We start from the raw sequence: 26685 nt of genomic DNA, 5'->3' as shown, positions 1-26685 counted from the left end.
ACGCCTTACCGGTCATCTGCGCGGTCCGGTTCGTAGACGGGACCGCGGTCCGGTTACGCTCATGACATGCATGCCTGGCCCGCTTCCGAGGTCCCCGCCCTGCCTGGTCAGGGCCGCGACCTGAGGATCCACGACACCGCGACCGGGGGCCCGGTGACCCTCGACCCCGGTCCCGTCGCCCGTATCTACGTCTGCGGCATCACGCCGTACGACGCCACCCACATGGGGCACGCGGCGACCTACAACGCGTTCGACCTCGTCCAGCGCGTGTGGCTCGACACCAAGCGCCAGGTCCACTACGTCCAGAACGTGACCGATGTCGACGATCCGCTGCTGGAGCGGGCGCAGCGCGACGACGTCGACTGGGTGAAGCTGGCCGAGCAGGAGACGGCGCTCTTCCGCGAGGACATGACCGCCCTGCGGATGCTGCCGCCGCGCCACTACATAGGCGCCGTGGAGGCGATACCCGGCATCGTCCCGCTGGTGGAGCGCCTGCGTGACCTGGGCGCCGCCTACGAACTCGACGGCGACGTCTACTTCTCCGTCGAGTCCGACCCCCACTTCGGCGAGGTCTCGCACCTCGACGCCGCCGCGATGCGGCTGCTGTCCGCCGAGCGCGGCGGCGACCCCGACCGCCCCGGCAAGAAGAACCCGCTCGACCCGATGCTGTGGATGGCGGCCAGGGACGGCGAACCGAGCTGGGACGGCGCCTCCCTGGGCCGCGGCCGGCCCGGCTGGCACATCGAGTGCGTGGCCATCGCCCTCGACCACCTCGGCATGGGCTTCGACGTCCAGGGCGGCGGCTCCGACCTCGTCTTCCCGCACCACGAGATGGGCGCCTCGCACGCCCAGGTGCTCACCGGCGAGTTCCCGATGGCCAAGGCGTACGTGCACGCGGGCATGGTCGCGCTGGACGGCGAGAAGATGTCCAAGTCCAAGGGCAACCTGGTCTTCGTGTCCCGGCTGCGCCGCGACGGCGTGGACCCGGCCGCCATCCGGCTCGCGCTGCTCGCCCACCACTACCGCTCCGACTGGGAGTGGACCGACCAGGTGCTCGCGGACGCCGTGGCGCGGCTGGACCGCTGGCGCGCGGCCGTCTCCCGGCCCGACGGCCCGTCCGCCGACGCGCTGGTGGAGGAGATCCGCGACGCCCTCGCCGCCGACCTGGACTCCCCGGCCGCGCTCGCCGCTGTCGACCGCTGGGCCGCGCTCCAGCAGGAGCGGGGCGGCACCGACACCGGCGCGCCCGGTCTGGTCTCGCGGGCCGTCGACGCCCTGCTGGGCGTGGCCGTCTGACCCGGCCGGTTCCCTGACGTCGATCGGGGGCGGTGCGCGATCCGCGCACCGCCCCCGCTCCGTCCGCCCCCGCTCCGTCCGCCCCCGCTCCGTCCGCCCCCGCTCCGTCCGCCCCGGCTCCGGGCCGCTCAGTCCTTCGGAGCGTCGTCCCCCGGGCCGCTGTCGCCGCCGTCCCGGCCGACGGCGCCGCCGTCGTCACCGTCGCTCCCGTCGGTCTCCGCCTCGCTCCCGTCGGTCTCCGCCCCGGGCCGCTGCGGCTTCGGCGGCCGGGTGCGCCCGCCGGGGCCGTCCCGCAGGAACGAGCCGCCCTCGCCGCCGTCCGTCGTGGCGTGCCCGCCGGAGGAGGGTCCGCCGCCGTCCCGGCGCCGCAGATACCGCTCGAACTCGCGGGCGATGGCCTCGCCCGACGCCTCCGGCAGCTCGGCGGTGTCCCGGGCCTCCTCCAGCGTCTGCACGTACTCGGCGACCTCGGTGTCCTCGGCGGCCAGCTGGTCCACGCCCACCTGCCAGGCCCGTGCGTCCTCGGCCAGCTCGCCCAGCGGGATCCGCAGGTCGAGCAGGTCCTCCAGGCGGTTCAGCAGCGCCAGCGTGGCCTTCGGGTTGGGCGGCTGCGACACGTAGTGCGGCACCGCCGCCCACAGCGAGACCGCCGGGACGCCCGCGTGCGTGCACGCCTCCTGGAGGACGCCCACGATGCCCGTCGGGCCCTCGTACTTGGTCTCCTCCAGGTCCATCCGGCGGGCCAGGTCGGCGTCGGAGGTCGTCCCGCTGATCGGCACCGGGCGGGTGTGCGGGGTGTCGCCGAGCAGGGCGCCCAGGATCACCACCAGCTCCACCCCCAGCTCGTGCGCGAAACCGAGCAGTTCGTTGCAGAACGAGCGCCAGCGCATGGACGGTTCGATCCCGCGCACCAGGACCAGATCGCGCGGTTTGTCCCCGCCGATGCGCACCACCGACAGTCTGGTCGTCGGCCAAGTGATCTTCCGCACACCGCCGTCCATGAAGACCGTGGGGCGGTTCACCTGGAAGTCGTAGTAGTCCTCGGCGTCCAGCGCCGCGAACACCTCGCCCTTCCACTCCTTCTCCAGATGCGCGACCGCGGTGGAGGCGGCGTCGCCGGCATCGTTCCAGCCCTCGAACGCGGCCACCATGACCGGGTCGATCAGCTCGGGTACCCCCTCGAGCTCGATCACCCAGCGCCTCCTTCCGACGTGCCCTCGCTTGACCCACCAACCTTACGGCGTGCGACGGGGGCGACCGCGACCCCCTTGCACGGGGGAGTGAACGCATCACTGCCCCGTCCGAGACACTCGAACACCCATGATCGCCGCTGCCCCCCGCCGGACCCCCGGCGAGCCCCACACATCCGAGGGCTGACCGCTGTCACAGCGCCGAGCGCAGCCAGTGCTCGACGCTCGCGATGTGCACCGTCGCCCATGAACGGGCCGCCTCCGCGTCCCTGTCGCGCAGGGCGCCGAGGATCGCCCGGTGCTCGCGCAGCGTGCGGCCCACGGCGTCCTCCTGGGTCAGCCCGCGCCAGACCCGGGCCCGCGTGGTGGGCCCGGACAGCCCGTCGAGCAGGGAGCAGAGCACCGAGTTGCCCGAGCCGGACACGATGGCCCGGTGGAACTCCAGGTCCGCTGAGACCAGTTCCTCCACCGAAGGGGCCGGGCCCAGCGAGTCCAGCCGCGCCTCCAGGGCGTCCAGACACCGCTCGTCGAGGCGGGCGGCCGCCAGCGCGGTCGCGGCCGGCTCCAGGATGCGGCGCACCGCCAGGAACTCCAGCACGGTGTCGTCGCGGTGGAAGTCGACGACAAAACTCAGCGCCTCCAGCAGGAGTTGCGGATCCAGACTGCTCACATACGTGCCGTCGCCCTGGCGCACGTCCAGGATCCGCATCAGCGACAGCGCGCGCACCGCCTCCCGCAGGGAGTTGCGCGACAGCCCCAGTCCGGCGGCGAGTTCGCTCTCCCTGGGCAGCCGGTCACCGGGCCGCAGCGCACCGGAGACGATCATCGCCTTGATCTTCCCGATCGCCTCGTCGGTCACTGCCATGCTCGGTCTCCGCTCCGTCAGACATGGGATGTCTCGGCGGCCATTATGCGGCCGGGCCGCCGCACCGCTCCCGGCCCGCCGCCCGGTCCCGCGCTCCGCTACGAAGCCCCGGACACCCCTCGCGCACGGAGCCCGGGACGGCCTTCCCGCAGGGAGCCCGGGGCGGCCCCGGACAGCCGGTGGGGCGGCCCCGCAGCCGCGGAACCGCCCCCACCGCCGTGCGGACTACTTCTTGTCGAGCACGTCCTGCACCTTCGCGCGGACCTCGTCCGTGGCCAGGCCGCGGATCGTCAGCGTCGTACGGCGGCGCAGCACGTCGTCGGGCGTCTCGGCCCACTCCTGGTCACGGGCCCACACGACCTGCGCCCAGATCTCCGGGGCGTCCGGGTGGACCCGCTCGCCCAGCTCCGGGTTCTCGTTGGCCAGCCGGGCGATGTCCAGGGCCAGCGAGCCGTAGTGCGTGGCCAGGTGCCGGGCGGTGTCGGCGGCCATGCGCGGGCCGGGCGCCGGACGGTCCACCAGCAGCCGGTGCGCGACCGCGCGGGGGTTGGCGATACCCGGCAGCGGCAGCTTCTTCGGCAGCGCCGAGATCGGCTCGAAGTCGTCGCCCAGCGGGTGGCCCGGCAGCGACTCCAGCTTCTTCATCACGGTGCGGCCGATGTGCCGGAACGTGGTCCACTTGCCGCCGGCCACGGACAGCATGCCGCCCCTGCCCTCGGTCACGACCGTCTCGCGCTTGGCCTTGGCGGTGTTGCCGGGGCCGCCGGGCAGCACCCGCAGACCCGCGAAGGCGTAGGTGATCAGATCGCGGTCGAGCTGCTGGTCGCGGATGGAGAACGCGGCCTCATCGAGTATCTGGGCGACGTCCTTGTCGTTGACCGCGACATCGGCCGGGTCGCCCTCGTACTCCTCGTCGGTGGTGCCCAGCAGCAGCATGTCCTCCCAGGGGAGGGCGAAGGTGATGCGGTACTTGTCGATGGGCGTGGCCAGCGCGGCCTTCCACGGCGCGGTGCGCTTGAGGACCAGGTGCGCGCCCTTGGACAGCCGGATGGAGGGCGCCGCGTTCGGGTCCTCCAGCCTGCGCAGGTGGTCGACCCACGGACCGGTGGCGTTCAGCACCAGGCGGGCGTCCACGCCGAACTCGTCGCCGGACAGCCGGTCCTTCAGCTCGGCGCCGGTGACCCGGCCCTTGGTGAAGCGCAGCCCGGTGACCTCGGCGTGGTTGAGGACGACCGCGCCCGCCTCGACGGCCGCGCGGACCGTCATCAGCGCCATGCGCGCGTCGTTCATCTGGTCGTCGCCGTAGACGGCCACGGCCTTGAGGTTCTCGGTGCGCAGCTCGGGCACGTCCTGCGCGGCCTTGGCCGGGCTGAGCAGGTGGCCCACGCCGTCACCGAACGCGGAGAGCGCGGAGTAGGCGAAGACGCCCGCCCCGAGCTTCGCCGCGCCGTGCGGCCCGCCCTTGTACACGGGGAGGTAGAAGGTGAGCGGGTTCGCCAGGTGGGGGGCCACCTGGCGGGAGACCGCACGGCGCTCGAAGTGGTTCTCCGCCACCAGCTTCACCGCGCCGGTCTGAAGGTAGCGCAGACCGCCGTGGAGCAGCTTGGAGGAGGCGGAGGAGGTGGCGCCGGCCCAGTCGCCGGCGTCGACCAGGGCCACCCTGAGTCCGGACTGCGCGGCGTGCCAGGCGGTGGAGATGCCCAGGATGCCGCCGCCGATCACGAGGAGGTCGTACGTCGCCTTGGAGAGCTGCTCCCGGGTCTCGGCCCGGCTCGGGTTCGAGCCGGAGGCCGGGTGCGTCCCGAGGGCAGGCACGGACAGGGTGGACTGACTGGTCATGGTGGTTCTTACTCCTCGTCAGCTTTCTTCGGCGATCCAGCCCATGGTCCGCTCGACGGCCTTGAGCCAGCTCTTGTACTCACGGTCGCGGGTCTCCGCGTCCATGCGGGGGGTCCACTCGGCGGCCCGGCGCCAGTTCTGGCGCAGATCGTCGGTGGAGGCCCAGAAACCGACGGCGAGACCGGCGGCGTAGGCGGCGCCGAGGCAGGTGGTCTCGGCGACCATCGGGCGCACCACGGGGGCGTCCAGGAAGTCCGAGAGCGTCTGCATCAGCAGGTTGTTGGAGGTCATGCCGCCGTCGACCTTCAGCGCGGCCAGCTCGACGCCGGAGTCCTTGGTCATGGCGTCGGCGATCTCCCGCGTCTGCCAGGCGGTGGCCTCCAGGACGGCGCGCGCGAGGTGCGCCTTGGTGACGTACCGGGTCAGACCGGCGATCACACCGCGGGCGTCGGAGCGCCAGTACGGGGCGAACAGGCCGGAGAAGGCCGGCACGAAGTAGGCGCCGCCGTTGTCCTCGACCGAGAGCGCCAGCGTCTCGATCTCGGCGGCGGTGGAGATCAGGCCCATCTGGTCGCGCATCCACTGCACCAGGGAGCCGGTGACGGCGATCGAGCCCTCCAGCGCGTAGACCGGCTTCTGGTCGCCGATCTGGTAGCCGACCGTGGTCAGCAGCCCGCTGTAGGAGTTGATGATCTTGTCACCGGTGTTCATCACCATGAAGGTGCCGGTGCCGTACGTCGACTTGGTCTCGCCCTCGGCGAAACAGGTCTGGCCGAACAGCGCGGCCTGCTGGTCGCCGAGCGCGGAGGCGACCGGGATCCCGCCGAGCAGCTCGCCCAGGCGGCCGCCCTTGACCTCGCCGTAGACCTCGGCGGAGGAGCGGATCTCGGGCAGGATCTCGGTCGGGACGCCGATGGACTCGGCGATCTTCGGGTCCCACTCCATCCTGTGCAGGTTCATCAGCAGGGTGCGGGAGGCGTTGGTGACGTCGGTGACGTGCTTGCCGCCCTCGGCACCACCGGTCAGGTTCCAGATGACCCAGGTGTCCATGGTGCCGAAGAGGATGTCGCCCGCCTCGGCGCGCTCGCGCAGGCCCTCGACGTTGTCGAGCAGCCAGCGGGCCTTGGGCCCGGCGAAGTAGGAGGCCAGCGGCAGGCCGGTCTCGCGGCGGAAGCGGTCCTGTCCGACATTGCGGCCCAGCTCGCGGCAGAGGGCGTCGGTGCGGGTGTCCTGCCAGACGATGGCGTTGTGGACGGGCTCACCGGTGTTCTTGTCCCACAGCACGGTGGTCTCGCGCTGGTTGGTGATGCCGATGGCCTTGATGTCGTCGCGGGTGATGCCGGCCTTCTCGACGGCTCCGGCGACGACCTCCTGGACGTTGGTCCAGATCTCGGCGGCGTCGTGCTCGACCCAGCCCGGCTTGGGGAAGATCTGCTCGTGTTCCTTCTGGTCGACGGAGACGATCCGGCCGTCCCGGTCGAAGACGATGCAGCGGGACGAGGTCGTGCCCTGGTCGATGGCGGCGATGAAGGGTCCGGCGGTGTGGGCGTCGGTCACTGTCTGCTCCTGAGGTCCGTGGTCAGTGGGGCTGCGCGTACGGCGCGTGCGGTGCGGCTCGGCGCGCGCCGCCCGGGGGACGGGCGCGCCGCTCGTCAGGCGAAGGCGACGTTGTAGACACCGGCGGCGATGGCCGCGCCGACCAGCGGGCCGACCACCGGGATCCAGGCGTAGCCCCAGTCCGAGCCGCCCTTGTTGGGCAGCGGGAGGAGGGCGTGCACGATGCGCGGGCCGAGGTCGCGGACCGGGTTGATCGCGTAGCCGGTGGGACCGCCGAGCGAGAGGCCGATGGAGACGACCACGAAGCCGGTGATCAGGGCGCCGACGACACCGAGGCCGTTGCCCTTGTCGTTCAGGCCCTGGGTGAGGATCGCGAGGATCAGCACGAAGGTGCCGATGATCTCCGTGGCGAGGTTCTGCACCACGTTGCGGATCTCCGGGCCGGTGGAGAAGACACCGAGCACGGGGCCCGCGCCCTTCTCCTGCGCCTCGACGGCCTTGGCGGTGGTGGCCTGCGCGCCGGGACCGCCGACGATCTCCTTGTCGGTCAGGTGCGCCTGGAACTGGCCGTAGTAGGCGGCCCAGACGAGCACCGCGCCGATCATGGCGCCGAGCAGCTGACCGGCGAGGTAGGTCGGCACGTTCGTCCACGCGCCGTCCTTGATGGCGAGGGCGAGCGTCACGGCCGGGTTGAGGTGGGCGCCGGAGAGCGGACCCGATATGTACGCGGCCGTCATGACCGCGAAGCCCCACCCGAAGGTGATGGCGAGCCAGCCGGCGTTGCGGGCCTTGGAGGCCTTCAGGGTGACGGCGGCACAGACACCGCCGCCGAGCAGGATGAGTATGGCGGTACCGATGGTCTCGCCGATGAAGATGTCGGAGCTGGACACCCGCGACTCCTTTGTCCTTCGTCCAGGGGAAGCCGAACCCCGGGTCCCTCCGGGGGTCTGGTGCCCTCGGGGTGAGAGCGATGCCGGCCCTTGGCGTTGTCACACTCTAACGCGTTTTTCCGCAAGGTGTTCGACAATGCCGACCGGTGGACGCGAGTCTCACCCTCTCCCAGACGGGCGTCAAGAGGTCTGTTGCGCAAAGCACGATCGTTACGTGGCGTCCCGGTCCGCGCCGGTGCGCGCGGCCCGGCGCGGCTGCCGTGCGGGGCCCGGCGCGACACCCGCGCGCGGGCATGCGAAAGGCCGGTACGCGGGGGCGTACCGGCCGGTGCGGCCCGGGGCCGCGGAAAGGGGAAGGGCGAAACGGCGAAGGGGGAGGGGGGAAGGGCGAAGGGGGGCGACAGTGCGTCGCCGGGGCGCGGGCGGCGGCTCAGAACCGCCCGGCGCCCAGGTCCCGGGAGACCGCGCGGGCGCAGTCGCGCACCGCCGCTATCAGCTCCGGGCGCAGCTCCCCGTCCCGGCAGACCCGCTCCACGGCGCCGGTGATGCCGACCGCCCCCACCGGCATCCGCCGCCGGTCGTGGATGGGCGCCGCGATGGACGCCACGCCCTCCCAGGTCTCCTCCACGTCGGCCGCGTACCCGCGCGCGCGGGTGAGGTCGAGGAGCTGCTCGAAGTCGGGGGCCGTGCACACCGTCCGGTCCGTGAAGGCCCGGCGCTCGGTCTCCAGCGCCTCGCTGTGCGCGACCGGGTCGTAGGCCGACAGGACCTTGCCCAGGGCCGTGGAGTGCAGCGGCTGCATGGCCCCGATCTCCAGGACCTGCCGGCTGTCGTCCGGCCGGAAGACGTGGTGCACGATCAGCACGCCCTGCTGGTGCAGGACGCCCAGGTGGACGCTCTCCCCGCTGGAGCGGGCCAGGTCGTCGGTCCACACCAGGGCGCGCGCCCGCAGTTCGTGCACGTCCAGATAGGTGGTGCCCAGGCGCAGCAGCTCCGCGCCGAGCTGGTAGCGCCCGGAGGCGTCGTCCTGCTCCACGAACCCCTCCTGCTGGAGGGTGCGCAGGATGCCGTGGGCGGTGCCCTTGGCGAGGCCCAGCGACGAGGCGATGTCCGACAGGCCGAGCCGTCGCTCGCCGCCCGCGAGCAGCCGCAGCATCGCGGCGGCCCGTTCGAGCGACTGGATGTTCCGTGCCATCGCCGTGCTGCCCTCCGTCCCCTTCGACCGCCGGCGTGCGATGTGCTGCCACCGTTCGGCAATGCCGAACACTACCGGTCCTTGTCGACTCTCCGCTAATGGTCGGCCCTCAGCTGTTACGCAACCGGCCATCCGCCCCGGCAACGGTGACATGCTCGTCCGTGTGGTGGACGCCCCTGACCGCCCGCCTCCGGTCCCGGCTACTCTTGCGGCGTGCGCCCTTCCCGGGAGCCCTGGGCCGACCGCCCGGGACCGCCGGGGAAGACGCAAAGCCGACAGCCGTCGCACCTTCAGGGAGCCCCTTCATGGCCTCGTTGCCGCCGACCCCTTCCGCCGACGCCTCCGTCGACGGTTCCGCCGACAGCCGGACCCGGGTGTCCGCCCTCCGCGAAGCGCTCGCCGCCCGCGTGGTGGTCGCCGACGGAGCGATGGGCACCATGCTCCAGGCCCAGGAGCCCTCGCTGGACGACTTCCAGCAGCTGGAGGGCTGCAACGAGGTCCTGAACGTCACCCGCCCCGACATCGTCCGCTCGGTCCACGCCGCGTACTTCGACGCCGGTGTGGACTGCGTGGAGACCAACACCTTCGGCGCCAACCTGACGGCGCTGGGCGAGTACGACATCCCCGAGCGGATCATCGAGCTGTCCGAGGCCGGGGCCCGGATCGCCCGCGAGACGGCGGACGAGTTCGCCGCCCGGGACGGCCGGCAGCGCTGGGTCCTCGGCTCCATGGGGCCGGGCACCAAGCTGCCCACCCTGGGCCACACGACGTTCGCCGCCATCCGCGACGCCTACCAGCAGAGCGCCGAGGGGCTGCTCGCCGGCGGCGCCGACGCCCTGCTGGTGGAGACCACGCAGGACCTGCTCCAGACCAAGGCGTCGGTGATCGCCGCCCGCCGGGCCATGGCGACGGCGGGCTACGACGTGCCGCTGGTGGTCTCGGTGACCGTCGAGACGACCGGCACCATGCTGCTGGGCTCGGAGATCGGCGCCGCGCTGACCGCGCTGGAACCGCTGGGCGTCGACATGATCGGCCTGAACTGCGCCACCGGCCCCGCCGAGATGAGCGAGCACCTGCGCTACCTCGCCCGGCACGCGCGCATCCCCCTGTCGTGCATGCCGAACGCCGGTCTGCCGGTCCTCACCAAGGACGGCGCGCACTACCCGCTGACCGCGCCGGAGCTGGCGGACGCGCAGGAGCACTTCGTCCGCGACTACGGGCTGTCCCTGATCGGCGGCTGCTGCGGCACCACGCCCGAGCACCTGCGCCGGGTCGTGGAGCGGGTGCGCGGCCTGACCCCCACCGCCCGCGACCCGCGCCCCGAGCCGGGCGCCGCCTCCCTGTACCAGACGGTCCCCTTCCGGCAGGACACCTCGTACCTGGCCATCGGCGAGCGCACGAACGCCAACGGCTCCAAGAAGTTCCGCGAGGCCATGCTGGAGGCCCGCTGGGACGACTGCGTCGAGCTGGCCCGCGAGCAGATCCGCGAGGGCGCGCACATGCTCGACCTCTGCGTGGACTACGTCGGCCGGGACGGCGCGGCCGACATGGCGGAGCTGGCCGGGCGCTTCGCCACCGCCTCCACCCTGCCGCTGGTCCTGGACTCCACCGAGGTCGAGGTCATCCGGGCCGGTCTGGAGAAGCTGGGCGGCCGCGCGGTGATCAACTCGGTGAACTACGAGGACGGCGCGGGGCCGGACTCCCGCTTCGCCCGCGTCGCCGAGCTGGCGGGCGAGCACGGCGCCGCGCTGGTCGCGCTCACCATCGACGAGCAGGGCCAGGCGCGTACGCCCGAGAAGAAGGTCGAGATCGCCGAGCGGCTGATCGACGACCTCACCGGCAACTGGGGCATCCGCGAGGAGGACATCCTCGTCGACTGCCTGACCTTCACGATCTGCACCGGCCAGGAGGAGTCCCGCAAGGACGGCCTGGCCACCATCGAGGGCATCCGCGAGCTGAAGCGCCGCCACCCCGAGGTGCAGACCACGCTCGGCCTGTCCAACATCTCCTTCGGCCTGAACCCGGCCGCCCGGATCCTGCTGAACTCCGTCTTCCTCGACGAGTGTGTGAAGGCGGGCCTGGACTCCGCGATCGTGCACGCCTCCAAGATCCTGCCGATCGCGCGGTTCGACGAGGAGCAGGTCACCACGGCGCTCGACCTGATCTACGACCGGCGCCGCGAGGGCTACGACCCGTTGCAGAAGCTCATGCAGCTGTTCGAGGGCGCCACCGCGAAGTCCCTGAAGGCGGGCAAGGCCGAGGAACTGGCCGCGCTGCCGCTGGACGAGCGGCTCAAGCGGCGCATCATCGACGGCGAGCGCAACGGCCTGGAGGCCGACCTCGACGAGGCGCTGGAGACCCGCAGGGCGCTGGACATCGTCAACGACACCCTGCTGGACGGCATGAAGGTCGTCGGCGAACTGTTCGGCTCCGGCCAGATGCAGCTGCCGTTCGTGCTCCAGTCCGCCGAGGTCATGAAGAACGCGGTGGCCCATCTGGAGCCGCACATGGAGAAGACCGACGAGGCGGGCAAGGGCACCATCGTGCTCGCCACCGTCCGCGGTGACGTCCACGACATCGGCAAGAACCTCGTCGACATCATCCTGTCGAACAACGGCTACAACGTCGTCAACCTGGGCATCAAGCAGCCCGTCTCGGCCATCCTGGAGGCCGCCGACGAGCACCGGGCCGATGTGATCGGCATGTCCGGACTGCTGGTCAAGTCCACGGTGATCATGAAGGAGAACCTGGAGGAGCTGAACGCCCGCGGCCTCGCCGCCAGCTATCCGGTCATCCTCGGCGGCGCCGCGCTGACCAGGGCCTACGTCGAACAGGACCTGTACGAGATCTACGAGGGCGAGGTCCGCTACGCCCGCGACGCCTTCGAGGGGCTGCGCCTGATGGACGCCCTCATCGGCGTCAAGCGCGGCGTCCCCGGCGCCAAGCTGCCCGAACTGCGCCAGCGCCGGGTCCGCCCGGCCGCCGCCGAGATCGAGGAGCGCCCGGAGGAGGGTCACGTCCGCTCCGACGTGGCCACCGACAACCCGGTGCCCGAGCCGCCGTTCTGGGGCACCCGGGTCAGCAAGGGCATCCAGCTCAAGGAGTACGCGTCCTGGCTGGACGAGGGCGCGCTGTTCAAGGGCCAGTGGGGGCTGCGCCAGGCCCGCACCGGCGACGGGCCGACCTACGAGGAGCTGGTGGAGAGCGAGGGCAGGCCCCGGCTGCGCGGGCTGCTCGACCGGCTCCAGACGGACAACCTCCTGGAGGCGGCCGTCGTCCACGGCTACTTCCCGTGCGTGTCCAAGGACGACGACCTGATCGTCCTGGACGAGCGGGGCAACGAGCGCACCCGCTTCACCTTCCCGCGCCAGCGCCGCGGCCGCCGGCTGTGCCTGGCGGACTTCTTCCGCCCGGAGGAGTCGGGCGAGACCGACGTCATCGGCTTCCAGGTCGTCACCGTCGGCTCGCGGATCGGTGAGGAGACCGCACGGCTGTTCGCCTCCGACTCCTACCGCGACTATCTGGAGCTGCACGGCCTGTCCGTGCAGCTGGCCGAGGCCCTGGCCGAGTACTGGCACGCCCGGGTCCGCTCCGAGCTGGGCTTCGCGGGCGAGGACCCGGACGCCATGGAGGACATGTTCGCCCTGAAGTACCGCGGGGCCCGCTTCTCCCTCGGCTACGGCGCCTGCCCCGACCTGGAGGACCGCGCGAAGATCGCCGCCCTGCTGGAGCCCGAGCGGATCGGCGTCCACCTCTCCGAGGAGTTCCAGCTCCACCCGGAGCAGTCCACCGACGCCATCGTGATCCACCACCCGGAGGCGAAGTACTTCAACGCCCGCTGAGCGGTTCCCGCGGCCCCCGGGACAGGAGCACCGTCTCCGGTCCCGGGGGCCGCGTGCTCCCGGCAACGGCCCCCGATGACGGCCGAGGGGCCCGCTGCCGGGCCCGCGCGAGGCGGGTGCGAGGCGTGTGCGAAGCCCGCGCGAGGTGTTCGCAGAGCGTTCGCCCGGTCCGCGTCGTACACTGGTCGGTCCACTGTAGGCCGGTTCCCGCGCGGGAACCGGCCTGATCGTCCCTCAAGGAGGTATGCCGGATGACCAGTACGGTCCCCGCGCTCGGCACCTGTACGGCCGAAGGCTCAGCCCTTCAGGCGGTGCTCCTCGACATGGACGGCACGCTGGTGGACACCGAGGGCTTCTGGTGGGACGTGGAGGTCGAGGTCTTCGCCGCGCTCGGCCACCGCCTCGACGAGGCATGGCGGCATGTCGTCGTCGGCGGCCCCATGACCCGCAGCGCCGGCTTCCTCATCGAGGCCACCGGCGCCGCCGTCACCCTCGCCGAGGTGACCGTGCTGCTCAACGCGGGGTTCGAGGACCGTATCGGCCGGGCTCTGCCGCTGATGCCGGGCGCCGCGCGGCTGCTGGCCGAGCTGTCCGCGCACGAGATCCCCACCGCCCTGGTCTCCGCCTCCCACCGGCGCATCATCGACCGCGTCCTGGCCTCGCTCGGCCCCCACCACTTCGCTCTGTCGGTCGCCGGCGACGAGGTGGCGCGCACCAAGCCGCACCCCGACCCGTATCTGCTGGCCGCCTCCCGGCTGGGCGCGGACCCGGCGCGGTGCGCGGTCGTCGAGGACACCGCGACCGGGGTCGCCGCCGCGGAGGCGGCCGGCTGCCGGGTGGTCGCCGTGCCCTCCGTCGCGCCCATCGCCCCCGCCCCGCGCCGCACCGTCGTCGGCTCGCTCGAAGAGGTCGACCTGCCGTTCCTCCAGTCGCTGATGACGTACCCGCAGCCGCCGAGCACGGGCTGACCTGGACGCCAGGGCGGGCCAGGCGGGCCCCGCCGGGCGCCGCGGCGGAATCGTCCCGGTCCGCACTGGCGTACGGGATAATCCTGGTGACGGGTGTGCGAATGAAGGGGAATCCCGCCGGATGGCTGAATTCCGGCACCAGTCGGCCGAGTTGGCAATGTGACGTTCGTCACCTGACTCGGGGTGGACGGTGGTCCGCCGGTGTGCAGGACCCCCCGTGCCGGGCCCCGACCGACTGCCCTTGTGTCCCGATTGGTGAAAGGCTGCACGAATCCTTCCGGTGGCGCGTTTTCACACCGTCGACAGCCGGTTCCGCTGTGTGATGGCGGAGCGGATCCGGGGGCGGCGGGCCGCGTCCGGGGCGCGGACTAGTCTCGTCGCGAGACCATCGTCCTCACCCCGTGATCGGCCGCACCACCCCCTCTGCATGCCGGGTACACGGACATGACAGCCCCTGGAGAAACTCGAGCATGAACCGCAAGACTTTGGTGCTGCCGGCCGTGGTCGGACTGCTCGCGCCGGTGCTCGCCGCATGCGGTGGTTCCGACAGCGGCGGCAAGAGCGGCGACGCCATCGTCATCGGCACCACGGACCGGTTCACCGCCACCAAGGACGCCCCCGCGCCGCTGGACCCGGCGTACGCCTATGACATCGGCACCTGGAACCTGCTGCACCAGACGTTGCAGACCCTGATGATCCAGCCCAAGGGCGACGGCCAGCCGGTCCCCGAGGCCGCCGAGAAGTGCGGCTTCACCGACAGCGGCAACGAGCGCTACGCCTGCACGCTGCGCGAGGGCCTCAAGTTCGCCGACGGCACCCCGGTCACCGCGGCCGACGTGAAGTTCTCCGTCGACCGCGCCCGCGCCATCAAGTCGGAGAACGGCGTCTTCGCCCTGCTCTCCACCGTCGACACCGTGGAGACCCGCGGCGACCGCGAGGTGATCTTCCACCTCAACACGGCCGACGCCACCTTCCCCTTCAAGCTGTCGACCCCTGTCGCGGGCATCCTCAACCCCAAGGACTACGACAAGGGCAAGCTGCGCGACGGCTTCGGCGTGGACGGCTCCGGCCCGTACACCATGAAGGCCGACGTCAAGAACAACGAGCTCGTCGACGCCGTCTTCACCAAGAACCCCCACTACCAGGGGACGTTGAAGGTCAACAACGACAAGGTCGAGCTGCGCAGCTTCACGGACGCCGACGCCATGGGCGCCGCCCTGGACAAGGGCGACATCGACCTGATGACCCGTGCGATGTCGCCGGACCAGATCCGCAAGCTCTCCAACGCCTCCGGCGACAGCAAGGTCGACCTCGTCGAGATGCCCGGTCTCGAAGTGCGCTTCCTCGCCTTCAACACCGACGCCGCCAGCGTGAAGGACAAGGCCGTACGGCAGGCGATGGCCCAGCTGATCAACCGCAGCGACCTGGTCGCCAAGGTCTACGGGACCCAGGCCGACGCGCTGTACTCGATGGTCCCGGCGACCATCACCGGCCACTCCAACTCGTTCTTCAACAAGTACGGCGACCCCAGCGTCAGCAAGGCCAAGTCGCTGCTGAACAAGGCCGGCATCACCACCCCGGTCAAGTTCACGATGCACTACACGACCGACCACTACGGCCCGGCCACCAAGAAGGAGTTCGAGGTGCTCCAGCAGCAGCTCAACTCCAGCGGCCTGTTCGACGTCGACATCCAGGGCACCCCCTGGAAGGTCTTCCACCCGACGTCCCAGAAGGGCCAGTACGACGTCTACGGCATGGGCTGGTTCCCCGACTTCCCGGACGCCGACAGCTTCATCGCGCCGTTCCTGGACGCCGACAACACCCTCAACACGCCGTACGTCAGCAACGAGATCCGCAAGAACCTGCTCCCCGAGTCCCGCCGCCAGGCCGACCGGCTCGCCGCCTCCACCAGCCTGACCGCCATCCAGGACCTCGTGGCCAAGGACGTGCCGCTGCTGCCGCTGTGGCAGGGCAAGCAGTACGTCGCCACCCGTGACGACATCACCGGCGCCGCCTACGTCATCGACTCCTCGGCCACCCTGCGGCTGTGGGAGCTCGGCCGCGGTGTGAGCGGCTGACACACAGCGCCGCACATGACGGAGGCGCCCCTCCCGGCAGACCGGGGAGGGGCGCCTCCGTCATGTGTACGGGGGACGGCGCGGGTCACTGCGCGCCGGGCCGCACCAGACCGCTCTCGTAGGCGTACACCGCGGCCTGCACCCGGTCGCGCAGCCCCAGCTTGGTCAGCACGTGCCCGACGTGGGTCTTGACCGTCGTCTCGCTCACGAACAGGTCGGCGGCGATCTCCGCGTTCGACAGCCCGCGCGCCACCAGCTTCAGCACCTCCACCTCACGATCGGTGAGGGTGTGCAGGGTGTCCGGCACCGGTTCGTCCCCGGAGGGCAGGTGCGTGGCGTACTTGTCCAGCAGCCGGCGCGTGATGCTCGGCGCCAGCATCGCCTCACCGGCCGCCACCACCCGGATCGCCTGCACCAGCTCATTGGCCGGCGCGTCCTTCAGCAGGAAACCGCTCGCGCCCGCGCGCAGCGCCTCCACCACGTACTCGTCGAGGTCGAAGGTGGTCAGCACCAGCACCTTCGCCGGGCCGTCCCGCTCGGGGCCGGTGATCTGCCGGGTGGCCTCCACCCCGTCCATCCGCGGCATACGGATGTCCATCAGCACCACATCGGGCTGTAGCGCACGCACCTGGTCCAGGGCCTGGAGGCCGTCCCCGGCCTCGCCCACGACCGCGATGTCCTGCTCCGCCTCCAGGATCATCCGGAACCCGGTGCGCAGCAGTGGCTGGTCGTCGACCAGTAGGACGCGGATGGCCACGTAAGTCTCCTTCGCTGGACCCCAGGGCCTCCGATCCGAACGAAAGACCCTAGTCCCGCCCCATTGTGCCCTGTACCTGCGCGGGCACCTGCGGCTCGGTCCCGCCCACGGGCAGCGGGTACGGCGGGGGAGTGCCCCCGAACTCGGGGCAGCGCTCGCGGTGGTCGCACCAGCCGCACAGCTTCGTGGGGCGCGGCCGCCACTCACCGGTCTCGGTGGCCAGCCGGATCGCCTCCCACAGCGCCAGCAGCTTGCGCTCCACCCGCTCCAGATCCGCCATGACCGGGTCGTACGTCAGCACGTCACCGCTGCCCAGGTACACCAGTTGCAGCCGCCGCGGCACCACCCGCTTCAGCCGCCACACCACCAGGGCGTAGAACTTCATCTGGAACAGCGCGCCCTCGGCGTACTCCGGCCGCGGGGCCTTGCCCGTCTTGTAGTCGACGATGCGCACCTCGCCGGTGGGCGCCACGTCCACCCGGTCGATGATGCCGCGCAGTCTGAGCCCGGAGTCCAGCTCCGCCTCGACGAACAGCTCCCGCTCGGCCGGCTCCAGGCGCGTCGGGTCCTCCAGCGTGAACCAGCGCTCCACCAGCCGCTCCGCCTCGGCCAGCCAGCGGGCCGCCCGCTCGCCGTCCGCGTCGTCGGCGAACAGCTCCACCAGCTCGGGACGGGCCTGGCGCAGCCGGTCCCACTGCCCCGGCACCAGCGCCTTGGCCCGCGGCGCGGTCCGCTCGGCGGCCGGGGCGTCGAAGAGCCGCTCCAGCACCGCGTGCACCAGCGTGCCCCGGGTGGCGGCCTCGCTCGGCTTCTCCGGCAGCCGGTCGATCACCCGGAAGCGGTACAGCAACGGGCACTGCATGAAGTCCCCGGCCCGCGAGGGCGACAACGACGAAGGGGGCGCGGGGGCCCGCACGGGCGGCTCCCCGGCCACCACGCCCGCACCCGCATCCGCGTCCGCACCCGCGTCCGCACCCGCGTCCGTGCCCACGCCCACGCCCGCGTCCGTGACCGCGCCGGGGTCCGCCGTCCCGGGCTCCCCGGACGTCCCGGTGTCCCCCGCGTCGTCCGCCGCTGCGGCCTGCGTGCTCGTCTCCATGCCACAGACCCTACGGCCCGCCACTGACAGTGACCCCCGGCGCAGGCCGGTGAAGTGCGTTACGGCGGGTACGACACTGGGGTGCCGGGCGGAACCGTTCGCCCCGGCCGCATACCATCGACCCGAGACCTCCCGGCCGGCAGAGCGGGGAGCAGCGCTTCGAACGAGGGGACACCGTGGACGTGAGCGGCGGGAGCGGGCAGCCGCGTTCCGGCAACGACGAGCCGGCCGAGTCCCCCACGGGACCCGCCGGCCCGGCGCCCCACGACAGCCCCGCCCGTCCCGGATCCCGCGCGGAGCAGCCCGCCCCCGGCCACGGCGACCCCGCGCACCCGGCCGACGGCCCCCCGCCCGCCCCGGACCACGGCGGCACCCCCGGCACCGGCACGGACCCGGACGCCGCGGCTCCAGCGGGCGACCGCCCCCCGACCGGCCCCGGCACCCGTCCCGGCCGGGCACCCCGGCCCCCGGCCGGCCACGACTCCCACCCCGACCGCTCCCTCGCCCACTCCGGCCCCGGCCCGGGTCGCACCCCGCCGCCCCCGCCGCGGCGCCCCCGCGAACCCCGCGGCGGGCTGCTCATGGGACGCCCCTTCGGCGTGCCCGTCTACGTCGCGCCCAGCTGGTTCCTGATCGCCGCGCTGATCACCTGGGTGTTCGGCGGCCAGCTCGACCGCGTCCTGCCCCAGCTCGGCGCCGCCCGCTACCTGGTCTCCCTCTTCTTCGCCGTCGCCTTCTACGGCTCCGTACTGGTCCACGAACTGGCGCACACGGTGGCCGCCCTGCGCTTCAAGCTCCCGGTGCGCCGCATCCAGCTCCAGTTCCTCGGCGGGGTCTCCGAGATCGAGAAGGAGGCCGAGACACCCGGCCGCGAGTTCGTGCTCGCCTTCGTCGGACCCCTGCTCTCCCTGGTCCTGTCCGGCGTCTTCTACCTCGCCCTCCAGCCCGTGGAGCGCGGCACGGTCCCGGGAGTCCTGCTGGCCTCCCTGATGATCTCCAACCTGATCGTCGCCGCCTTCAACCTGCTGCCCGGCCTGCCCCTGGACGGCGGGCGGATGCTCCGCGCCGTCGTCTGGAAGATCACCGGCCGCCCCATGAGCGGCACCGTCGCCGCCGCCTGGGTCGGCCGCGCCCTGGCCGTCTCCGTCCTCATCGGCCTGCCGCTGCTCAGCCAGTCCGGCGCGCTCGGCACCGCCGCCGAGGACAGCGTCGGCCTGGGCACCGTGACCGACGCCCTGCTCGCCGCGATCGTCGCCGCGATCATCTGGACCGGCGCCGGGAACAGCCTGCGCATGGCCCGGCTGCGCGAACATCTGCCCGAGCTGCGCGCCCGCGCCCTGACCCGCCGCGCCGTCCCGGTCGAGACCAGCACCTCCCTGGCCGAGGCGCTGCGCCGCGCCAACGCGGCCGGTGCCCGCGCCCTGGTGGTCGTCGACGGCCACGGCGAACCGCTCTCCCTGGTCCGCGAGACCGCCATCGCGGGCGTACCCGAGCACCGCCGCCCCTGGGTCGCCGCCAGCTCGCTCGCCCAGGACCTCACCGACGGCATGCGCGTCTCCGCCGAGCTGGCCGGCGAGGAGCTGCTGGACGTGCTGCGCGCCACCCCCGCCACCGAGTACCTGGTGGTGGAGGAGACCGGCGAGATCTACGGGGTGCTGTCCGCCGCCGACGTCGAACGCGCCTTCGTGAAGGCCATGGCCCGTCCCAGCTGAGTCCCGCTCTCCCGAAGCGGTGGTCGGCGGGCCTCCCGGGGGCCGGTAGGCTGGTCACATGTCCGAACCGACCGGTGCCGCCCGCCGCCGCGGGCCCTTCAAGGTCGGGGACCAGGTACAGCTGACCGACCCCAAGGGCCGCCACTACACGTTCACGCTCGAGGCCGGGAAGAACTTCCACACCCACAAGGGTTCCTTCCCGCACGACGAACTGATCGGCGCACCCGAGGGCAGCGTTGTCCGCACCACCGGCAACGTCGCCTACCTCGCGCTGCGTCCCCTGCTCCCCGACTACGTCCTGTCCATGCCCCGCGGCGCAGCCGTGGTCTACCCCAAGGACGCGGGGCAGATCCTCGCCTTCGCCGACATCTTCCCCGGCGCCCGCGTCGTGGAGGCGGGCGTGGGCTCCGGCTCGCTCAGCAGCTTCCTGCTGCGGGCCATCGGCGACCAGGGCATGCTGCACAGCTACGAGCGGCGCGCCGACTTCGCCGAGATCGCCCAGGGCAACGTCGAGCGCTACTTCGGCGGCCCGCACCCCGCCTGGCAGCTCACCGTCGGCGACCTCCAGGACAACCTGTCCGACACGGACGTCGACCGCGTCATCCTCGACATGCTCGCGCCCTGGGAGTGCCTGGAGGCCGTCTCCAAGGCGCTGGTCCCCGGCGGCATCCTGTGCTGCTACGTGGCCACCACCACCCAGCTCGCCCGGACCGTGGAGTCCATCCGGGAGATCGGCTGCTTCAACGAGCCGACCGCCTGGGAGACGATGATCCGCAACTGGCACATCGAGGGCCTGGCCGTCCGCCCCGACCACCGCATGATCGGGCACACCGGCTTCCTGCTCACCGCCCGCCGCCTCGCGGACGGCGTCGAGCCCCCCATGCGCCGCCGCCGTCCCGCCAAGGGCGCCTACGGCGACGACTACGAGGGCCCCAACGCCGACGGCGGCGCCGGCCGCTGACCCGGCCGCGCGTCACCGGCAACACGTCGACGCCGTGGCGCAGTTCCCCACCGAATCCGGGAACTGCGCCACGGCGTCCGTTCGTTGAGCCGCGGCACGAAGGGCGAGGTCCGCGGCCGGTCGCGGCCCGCAGGAGTACCCACCCCGCCGTTCCCCCGCACTGTGACGTGTGGCACGATGCTGGCCATCCCACCGGCACAGCCCCTCACGGGAGACACTCCTAGTGCAGCACTCCGCCGTCCCGGAACTGGCACACGCACACACCCGCACCCGCCCCGTCCACTGGGTCGCCACCGCCGCAGCCGTCGCCGCGGTGATCGCCCTCGCCCCGGCCCTGCGCCCCGGCTCCGCCACCGCCGCCCAGCACACCGGCACCGGCACCCGGACCGAGAGCGCCCCCGTCACCGCCGAGCCCCCCGCCACCACCGGGGTGGCCTTCCCCATCCAGTGCGGTCCGCTCAAGCCGGTGGTCGCCGAGCAGGCCACCGGGGACCTCGACCACGACGGCCGCCCCGAGACCGTGGCCGTGGTGCACTGCGACGGCTCCATGGGCACCCCGCCCGACGCCGTCTACGTCCTGACCCGCGCCCGGGAGACCGGCGCCACGCGCGTGGTGGCCACCCTCGTCGACCCCAAGGACCGGTTCACCGTCACCGACTTCGCCGTCCGCGCGGGCGAGGTGACCGCCACCCTGCTCGGCTACTCCTCGCCCGACGTGCCCAATTGCTGCCCCGACCTGAAGGACGGCGCGAAGTGGCGGTGGCGCAACGGCGCGTTCGTCCGTTCCGGACCGCAGCACTCGCGCAGTGTCTGAGCGGACGAGCGGTCCGGGCTCCGTGCGCCGCACGGGGCCCGCGGTACCTGCCGGGGTGTGAGGAATCAGACAACCGCGACGGCGGGCGTCCGGACGGTCACCCAGCGTCCGGGCCGTACACCTCGACCCTGTCCAGAACCCGCCGCACATGGATGCACTCGCCCGGACACTCCCGCGCCGAGTCGACCACGTCCGTGAGAAGCGGCAGCGGCACGGGCGTTGCCGCGCCCTGCGCCTGGAGCAGCTCGTCGCCGGGGCCCTTCACATAGGCCAGCCCGTCGATGTCCAGCTCGAACACCTCCGGCGCGTACTGCGCGCAGATGCCGTCGCCGGTGCACAGGTCCTGGTCGATCCAGACCTCCAGCTCCTCGCCGCCGTCCGCGGTCTGCTGCTGCACGCTCATGTCTCCTGCCGTTTCACGTCGGACCGGACGGGAATCAGGCCAGCTCCGACGGGTGTTGAACGTGTCGACCCTACCTCCGTCCGCTTTCCAATCATGTTCGGTGGGTATTCCCCTGGCGTGAGGGAGAGCGCAAGGGTGAAGATCGGACACACCCCGACAGTCTTTGTGATCTAGGGGTTTCAATCGACACCCACCCAGGTAGGGTCTGGAAGCGTCCAGCTCCCCTTGGAGGAGGTGAGGACCGTGGCAGCCCACGACGACGACATGAACCGCGGCATCCGCCCGGGACGAGGGTCCGACGACCCGGCCGGGCAGATCGCCTACCTTGAGCAGGAGATCGCCGTCCTGCGACGCAAGCTCGCCGACTCTCCGCGGCACACGAGGATTCTCGAGGAGCGGATCGTCGAGTTGCAGACCAACCTGGCCGGCGTCTCCGCGCAGAACGAACGGCTGGCGAACACCCTCCGCGAGGCCCGCGACCAGATCGTGGCCCTCAAGGAAGAGGTCGACCGGCTCGCACAGCCGCCGGCCGGCTTCGGCGTCTTCCTCCAGTCCAACGAGGACGGCACCGCCGACATCTTCACCGGCGGCCGCAAGCTGCGGGTGAACGTCAGCCCCGGCGTCGAGCTCGACGAGCTGCGGCGCGGCCAGGAAGTGATGCTCAACGAAGCGCTCAACGTGGTCGAGGCCATGCGGTACGAGCGCGTCGGCGACATCGTCACCCTCAAGGAGATCCTGGAGGACGGCGAGCGCGCCCTGGTCGTCGGGCACACCGACGAGGAGCGCGTGGTGCGCCTCGCCGAACCGCTGCTCGACGTGACCATCCGGGCCGGCGACGCCCTCCTGCTCGAACCCAGGTCGGGCTACGTCTACGAGGTCGTGCCCAAGAGCGAGGTCGAGGAGCTCGTCCTCGAAGAGGTGCCCGACATCGGCTACGAGCAGATCGGCGGCCTCGGCAACCAGATCGAGATGATCCGGGACGCGGTCGAGCTGCCGTACCTCTACCCGGACCTGTTCAAGGAGCACGAACTGCGCCCGCCCAAGGGCGTCCTGCTCTACGGGCCGCCCGGATGCGGCAAGACGCTCATCGCCAAGGCCGTCGCCAACTCGCTGGCCAAGAAGGTCGCCGAGGTCACCGGCCAGGCCGCAGGCAAGAGCTTCTTCCTCAACATCAAGGGCCCCGAGCTGCTGAACAAGTACGTCGGCGAGACCGAGCGGCAGATCCGCCTGGTCTTCCAGCGCGCCCGGGAGAAGGCCAGCGAGGGCACCCCCGTCATCGTCTTCTTCGACGAGATGGAGTCGCTCTTCCGCACCCGCGGCTCCGGTGTCAGCTCGGACGTGGAGAACACCATCGTCCCGCAGCTGCTCGCCGAGATCGACGGTGTGGAGGGCCTGCAGAACGTGGTGGTGATCGGCGCCTCCAACCGAGAGGACATGATCGACCCCGCCATCCTGCGGCCCGGCCGGCTCGACGTGAAGATCAAGATCGAGCGTCCGGACGCCGAGGCGGCCAAGGACATCTTCGCGAAGTACCTCACCGAGCGCCTGCCGCTGCACGGGGACGACCTCACCGAGCACGGCGGCGACAAGCAGGCCACGGTCGGGGCCATGATCCAGACCGCGGTCGAGCAGATGTACGCGGAATCCGAGGAGAACCGCTTCCTGGAGGTCACCTACGCCAATGGCGACAAGGAAGTCCTTTACTTCAAGGACTTCAATTCCGGCGCCATGATCGAGAACATCGTGGGCCGCGCCAAGAAAATGGCGATCAAGGACTTCCTGGAGAAGGAACAGAAGGGTCTCCGCGTCTCGCACCTGCTCCAGGCATGTGTGGACGAGTTCAAGGAGAACGAGGACCTGCCGAACACCACCAACCCGGACGACTGGGCCCGGATCTCCGGAAAGAAGGGCGAGCGGATCGTCTACATCCGCACCCTCATCACCGGAAAGCAGGGCGCGGACACCGGTCGCTCCATCGACACGGTGGCGAACACCGGGCAGTACCTGTAAAAACAGGGCGGCTGCGGGTGCCCACGCCGGGTACCCGCAGTCGACTGTTTTCCGGGGCCATCGCAGGGAGCAGGCAGAGCAGGCAATGACGCAAATGATCTCCCCGTCGGCGCAAAGGCGTTCTAGGCTCTTTCGTACCGCCGGGTCGCGCAGTGCGGGGACGGGCACCGCACAGGCACCCGAGCACCAGCGGTACTTGAGCGCCGCCCCCGACCGGGGGCGCCGCCGGGCAAGGAGGGCCGCATGACCGTACGGCGAGTGATGGGCATCGAGACGGAGTACGGGATCTCCGTCCCCGGTCACCCGAACGCCAATGCCATGCTCACCTCGTCCCAGATCGTCAACGCCTACGCGGCGGCGATGCACCGGGCCCGCCGGGCCCGCTGGGACTTCGAGGAGGAGAACCCGCTGCGGGACGCCCGCGGCTTCGACCTCGCCCGCGAGGCCGCCGACTCCACCCAGCTCACGGACGAGGACATCGGCCTGGCCAATGTGATCCTCACCAACGGCGCCCGGCTCTACGTCGACCACGCCCACCCCGAGTACAGCGCCCCGGAGGTCACCAACCCGCGCGACGCCGTGCTGTGGGACAAGGCGGGCGAGCGGATCATGGCCGAGGCCGCCGAGCGGGCCGCCCAGCTGCCCGGGGCCCAGCCGATCCACCTCTACAAGAACAACACCGACAACAAGGGCGCCTCCTACGGCACGCACGAGAACTACCTGATGCGGCGCGAGACCGCCTTCTCCGACATCGTGCGCCACCTCACGCCCTTCTTCGTCTCCCGCCAGGTCGTCACCGGCGCCGGCCGCGTCGGCATCGGCCAGGACGGCCACGAGCACGGCTTCCAGCTCAGCCAGCGCGCCGACTACTTCGAGGTCGAGGTCGGACTGGAGACCACGCTCAAGCGCCCGATCATCAACACCCGCGACGAACCGCACGCCGACGCCGAGAAGTACCGACGGCTGCACGTGATCATCGGCGATGCCAACCTCTCCGAGATCTCCACCTACCTCAAGCTGGGCACGACCGCCCTGGTCCTGTCCATGATCGAGGACGGCTTCATCGCCGTCGACCTGGCCGTGGACCAGCCCGTGCGCACCCTGCACCAGGTCTCGCACGACCCGTCCCTCAAGCGGCTGATCACGTTGCGCAGCGGCCGGACACTCACTGCGGTGCAGCTCCAGATGGAGTACTTCGAGCTGTCGCGCAAGTACGTCGAGGAGCGCTTCGGCGCGGACGCGGACGAGCAGACCAAGGACGTCCTGGCCCGCTGGGAGGACACCCTCAACCGGCTGGAGAACGACCCGATGAGCCTGTCCGGCGAGCTGGACTGGGTCGCCAAGCGGGCGCTGATGGATGGCTACCGGCGCCGCGACGGCCTGGACTGGGACGCCGCCCGGCTGCATCTGGTGGACCTCCAGTACGCCGACGTACGCCCCGAGAAGGGTCTCTACAACCGGCTGGTGGCCCGCGGACGCATGAAGCGCCTGCTGGACGAGTCCGAGGTCGACCGGGCGCGCAGGAAGCCGCCGGAGGACACCCGGGCCTACTTCCGCGGCCGCTGCCTGGAGCAGTACGCCGACGACGTGGCCGCGGCCTCCTGGGACTCGGTCATCTTCGATCTTCCCGGACGCGACTCGCTCCAGCGCGTCCCAACCCTGGAACCGCTTCGCGGAACGCGTAATCACGTCAAGGAGCTGCTGGACCGGTGCCGGACGGCGGAAGACCTGGTCAGGGTCCTGTCCGGCGGGTGAGCGGGTACCCGGTCCGGGCAGTGCCGGCCGGCCGGACAGGGTGGAAATGCCCGGGTCCGGGAATCATCGAGATGGCCCCCGCGCGTTGTGGAAACTGCGGGGCCGATGTCGGACCCGGATTGTAGGGTCTGATCATCACCGAACGGCGGTAATGCCGACCATGTCGGGCGAACTGAGCGGGGTGAGGGTTATGGCAACCAAGGACACCGGCGGCGGGCAGCAGAAGGCCACGCGCTCGACCGAGGAGGTCGAGGAGCAGGCACAGGACGCACAGGCCACCGACGACCTCAAGGAACGCCAGGACAAGCTCTCGGAGGACGTCGACGACGTCCTGGACGAGATCGACGACGTACTCGAGTCCAACGCGGAGGACTTCGTCCGAAGCTTCGTCCAAAAGGGCGGCCAGTAGCACACCCGGCACACGTCCCGGCACCGGCCCCCGCGAGCGGGCCGGTGCCGGGACGGATGACCGGCGTCGGCACGGGTAGGGTCCGTGCACAGATTTGATGATCGGCTCGGCCGTCCCCGGCGGGGCCGCAGTCTTACGTGGAAGGAATCGCGTGGAAGCCAACACTCGTAGCACCGGGCGTCTACCAGCTGCCTTCCTGACGCCCGGGTCCTCGTCCTTCATGGACTTCCTCTCCGAGCACCAGCCCGAGCTGCTGCCCGGCAAGCGGCAGCTCCCGCCCGCGCAGGGCGTGCTGGAGGCGCCGCACGGCACGACGATCGTGGCCGTGAGCTTCCCCGGGGGCGTCGTGCTGGCCGGTGACCGCCGGGCCACGATGGGCAATGTGATCGCGCAGCGGGACATCGAGAAGGTGTTCCCGGCGGACGAGTACTCCGCCGTCGGCATCGCCGGCACGGCGGGCCTGGCCGTGGAGATGGTCAAGCTGTTCCAGCTGGAGCTGGAGCACTTCGAGAAGGTCGAGGGCGCGCAGCTCTCGCTGGAGGGCAAGGCCAACCGCCTGTCCACCATGATCCGGTCCAACCTCGGCATGGCCATGCAGGGCCTGGCCGTGGTGCCGCTCTTCGCGGGGTACGACGTGGACCGCGACAAGGGCCGCATCTTCTCCTACGACGTGACCGGCGGCCGCAGCGAGGAGCACGGCTACGCGGCCACGGGCTCCGGCTCGGTGTTCGCGCGCGGCGCCATGAAGAAGCTCTTCCGCACCGACCTGACCGAGGCCGAGGCGACCACACTGGTGGTGCAGGCCCTGTACGACGCGGCAGACGACGACTCGGCGACCGGTGGTCCCGACGTCGCCCGCCGGATCTATCCGATCGTCACCGTGATCACCGATGACGGCTTCCGCCGGCTCACCGACGACGAGTCCTCCGAGATCGCCCGCTCGGTGCTCCAGCGGCGTCTGGAGCAGCCGGACGGACCGCGCGCCGCGCTGCTGTAGCCGCGGCCGGATCTTGCCCAGGGTGATCGAGTGACCTCTACAGAAAGG

20 protein-coding genes are annotated in these 26685 nt (G+C 71.5%); 11 read left to right on the top strand and 9 right to left on the bottom strand.

Annotation, left to right across the window (positions count from 1 at the left end):
- The first annotated feature begins 66 nt into the window (after positions 1–66).
- Positions 67–1296 carry a cysteine--1-D-myo-inosityl 2-amino-2-deoxy-alpha-D-glucopyranoside ligase gene (gene mshC, locus B086_RS0131215; RefSeq protein ID WP_018570366.1) on the top strand — a complete coding sequence of 410 codons (1230 nt, stop codon included), beginning with the start codon at positions 67–69 and terminating at the stop codon, positions 1294–1296.
- Between the two features lie 128 nt (positions 1297–1424).
- Here the strand turns inward: mshC and B086_RS41270 are convergent, their stop codons facing one another.
- The 6 genes from B086_RS41270 to B086_RS0131185 all read right to left on the bottom strand — a co-directional run bounded on the left by B086_RS41270 (position 1425) and on the right by B086_RS0131185 (position 8832).
- Positions 1425–2489: a PAC2 family protein gene (locus tag B086_RS41270; RefSeq protein WP_018570365.1), complete on the bottom strand. Its 1065-nt coding sequence runs from the start codon at positions 2487–2489 to the stop codon at positions 1425–1427.
- 190 nt (positions 2490–2679) lie between these two features.
- Entirely contained in the window at positions 2680–3351 is a 672-nt protein-coding gene (locus B086_RS0131205; RefSeq protein ID WP_026252955.1) for a FadR/GntR family transcriptional regulator, read from the bottom strand.
- Between the two features lie 225 nt (positions 3352–3576).
- Complete coding sequence (locus tag B086_RS0131200) at positions 3577–5190, bottom strand: glycerol-3-phosphate dehydrogenase/oxidase (RefSeq protein WP_018570363.1); 1614 nt, start codon at positions 5188–5190, stop codon at positions 3577–3579.
- A gap of 18 nt (positions 5191–5208) precedes the next feature.
- Positions 5209–6747: a glycerol kinase GlpK gene (gene glpK, locus B086_RS0131195; protein WP_018570362.1), complete on the bottom strand. Its 1539-nt coding sequence runs from the start codon at positions 6745–6747 to the stop codon at positions 5209–5211.
- A gap of 95 nt (positions 6748–6842) precedes the next feature.
- Positions 6843–7637 (bottom strand): MIP/aquaporin family protein, encoded by a 795-nt coding sequence (locus B086_RS0131190; protein ID WP_018570361.1) that lies wholly within the window; start codon positions 7635–7637, stop codon positions 6843–6845.
- 430 nt (positions 7638–8067) lie between these two features.
- Entirely contained in the window at positions 8068–8832 is a 765-nt protein-coding gene (locus B086_RS0131185; RefSeq protein ID WP_026252954.1) for an IclR family transcriptional regulator, read from the bottom strand.
- Between the two features lie 305 nt (positions 8833–9137).
- On the opposite strand from B086_RS0131185, the gene metH reads away from it, so the two are divergent.
- From metH to B086_RS0131170, 3 genes are all read left to right on the top strand, one after another.
- Entirely contained in the window at positions 9138–12674 is a 3537-nt protein-coding gene (metH, locus tag B086_RS0131180) for a methionine synthase (RefSeq protein WP_018570359.1), read from the top strand.
- Positions 12675–12925: 251 nt separating this feature from the next.
- Positions 12926–13642 carry an HAD family hydrolase gene (locus tag B086_RS0131175; protein ID WP_018570358.1) on the top strand — a complete coding sequence of 239 codons (717 nt, stop codon included), beginning with the start codon at positions 12926–12928 and terminating at the stop codon, positions 13640–13642.
- 470 nt (positions 13643–14112) lie between these two features.
- Positions 14113–15720 carry an ABC transporter substrate-binding protein gene (locus B086_RS0131170; RefSeq protein ID WP_018570357.1) on the top strand — a complete coding sequence of 536 codons (1608 nt, stop codon included), beginning with the start codon at positions 14113–14115 and terminating at the stop codon, positions 15718–15720.
- Positions 15721–15805: 85 nt separating this feature from the next.
- On the opposite strand, the gene B086_RS0131165 is transcribed toward B086_RS0131170, so the two are convergent.
- Together B086_RS0131165 and B086_RS41265 are read right to left on the bottom strand one after the other, a co-directional pair.
- The gene (locus B086_RS0131165; protein ID WP_018570356.1) at positions 15806–16477 is read right to left on the bottom strand and encodes a response regulator; all 672 of its coding nucleotides are present in this window, start codon (positions 16475–16477) and stop codon (positions 15806–15808) included.
- Positions 16478–16526: 49 nt separating this feature from the next.
- Positions 16527–17576, bottom strand: coding sequence for a RecB family exonuclease (locus B086_RS41265; RefSeq protein ID WP_018570355.1), 1050 nt, complete (start codon positions 17574–17576; stop codon positions 16527–16529).
- A gap of 176 nt (positions 17577–17752) precedes the next feature.
- On the opposite strand from B086_RS41265, the gene B086_RS0131155 reads away from it, so the two are divergent.
- From B086_RS0131155 to B086_RS0131145, 3 genes are all read left to right on the top strand, one after another.
- Complete coding sequence (locus B086_RS0131155; RefSeq protein WP_018570354.1) at positions 17753–19288, top strand: site-2 protease family protein; 1536 nt, start codon at positions 17753–17755, stop codon at positions 19286–19288.
- Between the two features lie 58 nt (positions 19289–19346).
- A complete protein-coding gene (locus tag B086_RS0131150; RefSeq protein ID WP_018570353.1) occupies positions 19347–20249 on the top strand; it encodes a tRNA (adenine-N1)-methyltransferase in 903 nt (300 codons plus the stop codon).
- Positions 20250–20472: 223 nt separating this feature from the next.
- Positions 20473–21063: a hypothetical protein gene (locus B086_RS0131145; protein WP_018570352.1), complete on the top strand. Its 591-nt coding sequence runs from the start codon at positions 20473–20475 to the stop codon at positions 21061–21063.
- A 97-nt stretch (positions 21064–21160) separates the two neighbouring features.
- Here the strand turns inward: B086_RS0131145 and B086_RS0131140 are convergent, their stop codons facing one another.
- The gene (locus B086_RS0131140) at positions 21161–21466 is read right to left on the bottom strand and encodes a ferredoxin (RefSeq protein WP_018570351.1); all 306 of its coding nucleotides are present in this window, start codon (positions 21464–21466) and stop codon (positions 21161–21163) included.
- A gap of 243 nt (positions 21467–21709) precedes the next feature.
- Here B086_RS0131140 and arc point away from each other — a divergent pair, with 243 nt between their 5' ends.
- The 4 genes from arc to prcB all read left to right on the top strand — a co-directional run bounded on the left by arc (position 21710) and on the right by prcB (position 26637).
- Positions 21710–23476, top strand: a complete 1767-nt coding sequence (gene arc, locus B086_RS0131135; RefSeq protein ID WP_018570350.1) for a proteasome ATPase — start codon at positions 21710–21712, stop codon at positions 23474–23476.
- Between the two features lie 243 nt (positions 23477–23719).
- Positions 23720–25231: a depupylase/deamidase Dop gene (dop, locus tag B086_RS0131130; protein WP_389464075.1), complete on the top strand. Its 1512-nt coding sequence runs from the start codon at positions 23720–23722 to the stop codon at positions 25229–25231.
- Between the two features lie 190 nt (positions 25232–25421).
- A complete protein-coding gene (locus B086_RS0131125) occupies positions 25422–25640 on the top strand; it encodes a ubiquitin-like protein Pup (protein ID WP_018570348.1) in 219 nt (72 codons plus the stop codon).
- A 151-nt stretch (positions 25641–25791) separates the two neighbouring features.
- A complete protein-coding gene (gene prcB, locus B086_RS0131120) occupies positions 25792–26637 on the top strand; it encodes a proteasome subunit beta (RefSeq protein ID WP_037874232.1) in 846 nt (281 codons plus the stop codon).
- Positions 26638–26685: the final 48 nt, after the last annotated feature.

The sequence above is a fragment of the Streptomyces sp. PsTaAH-124 genome, from assembly GCF_000373685.1.
Taxonomy (GTDB): Bacteria; Actinomycetota; Actinomycetes; order Streptomycetales; family Streptomycetaceae; genus Streptomyces; species Streptomyces andamanensis.
The sequence above is the reverse complement of the archived record's forward strand: the minus strand, read 5'-3'. Positions and strand labels throughout refer to the sequence as shown.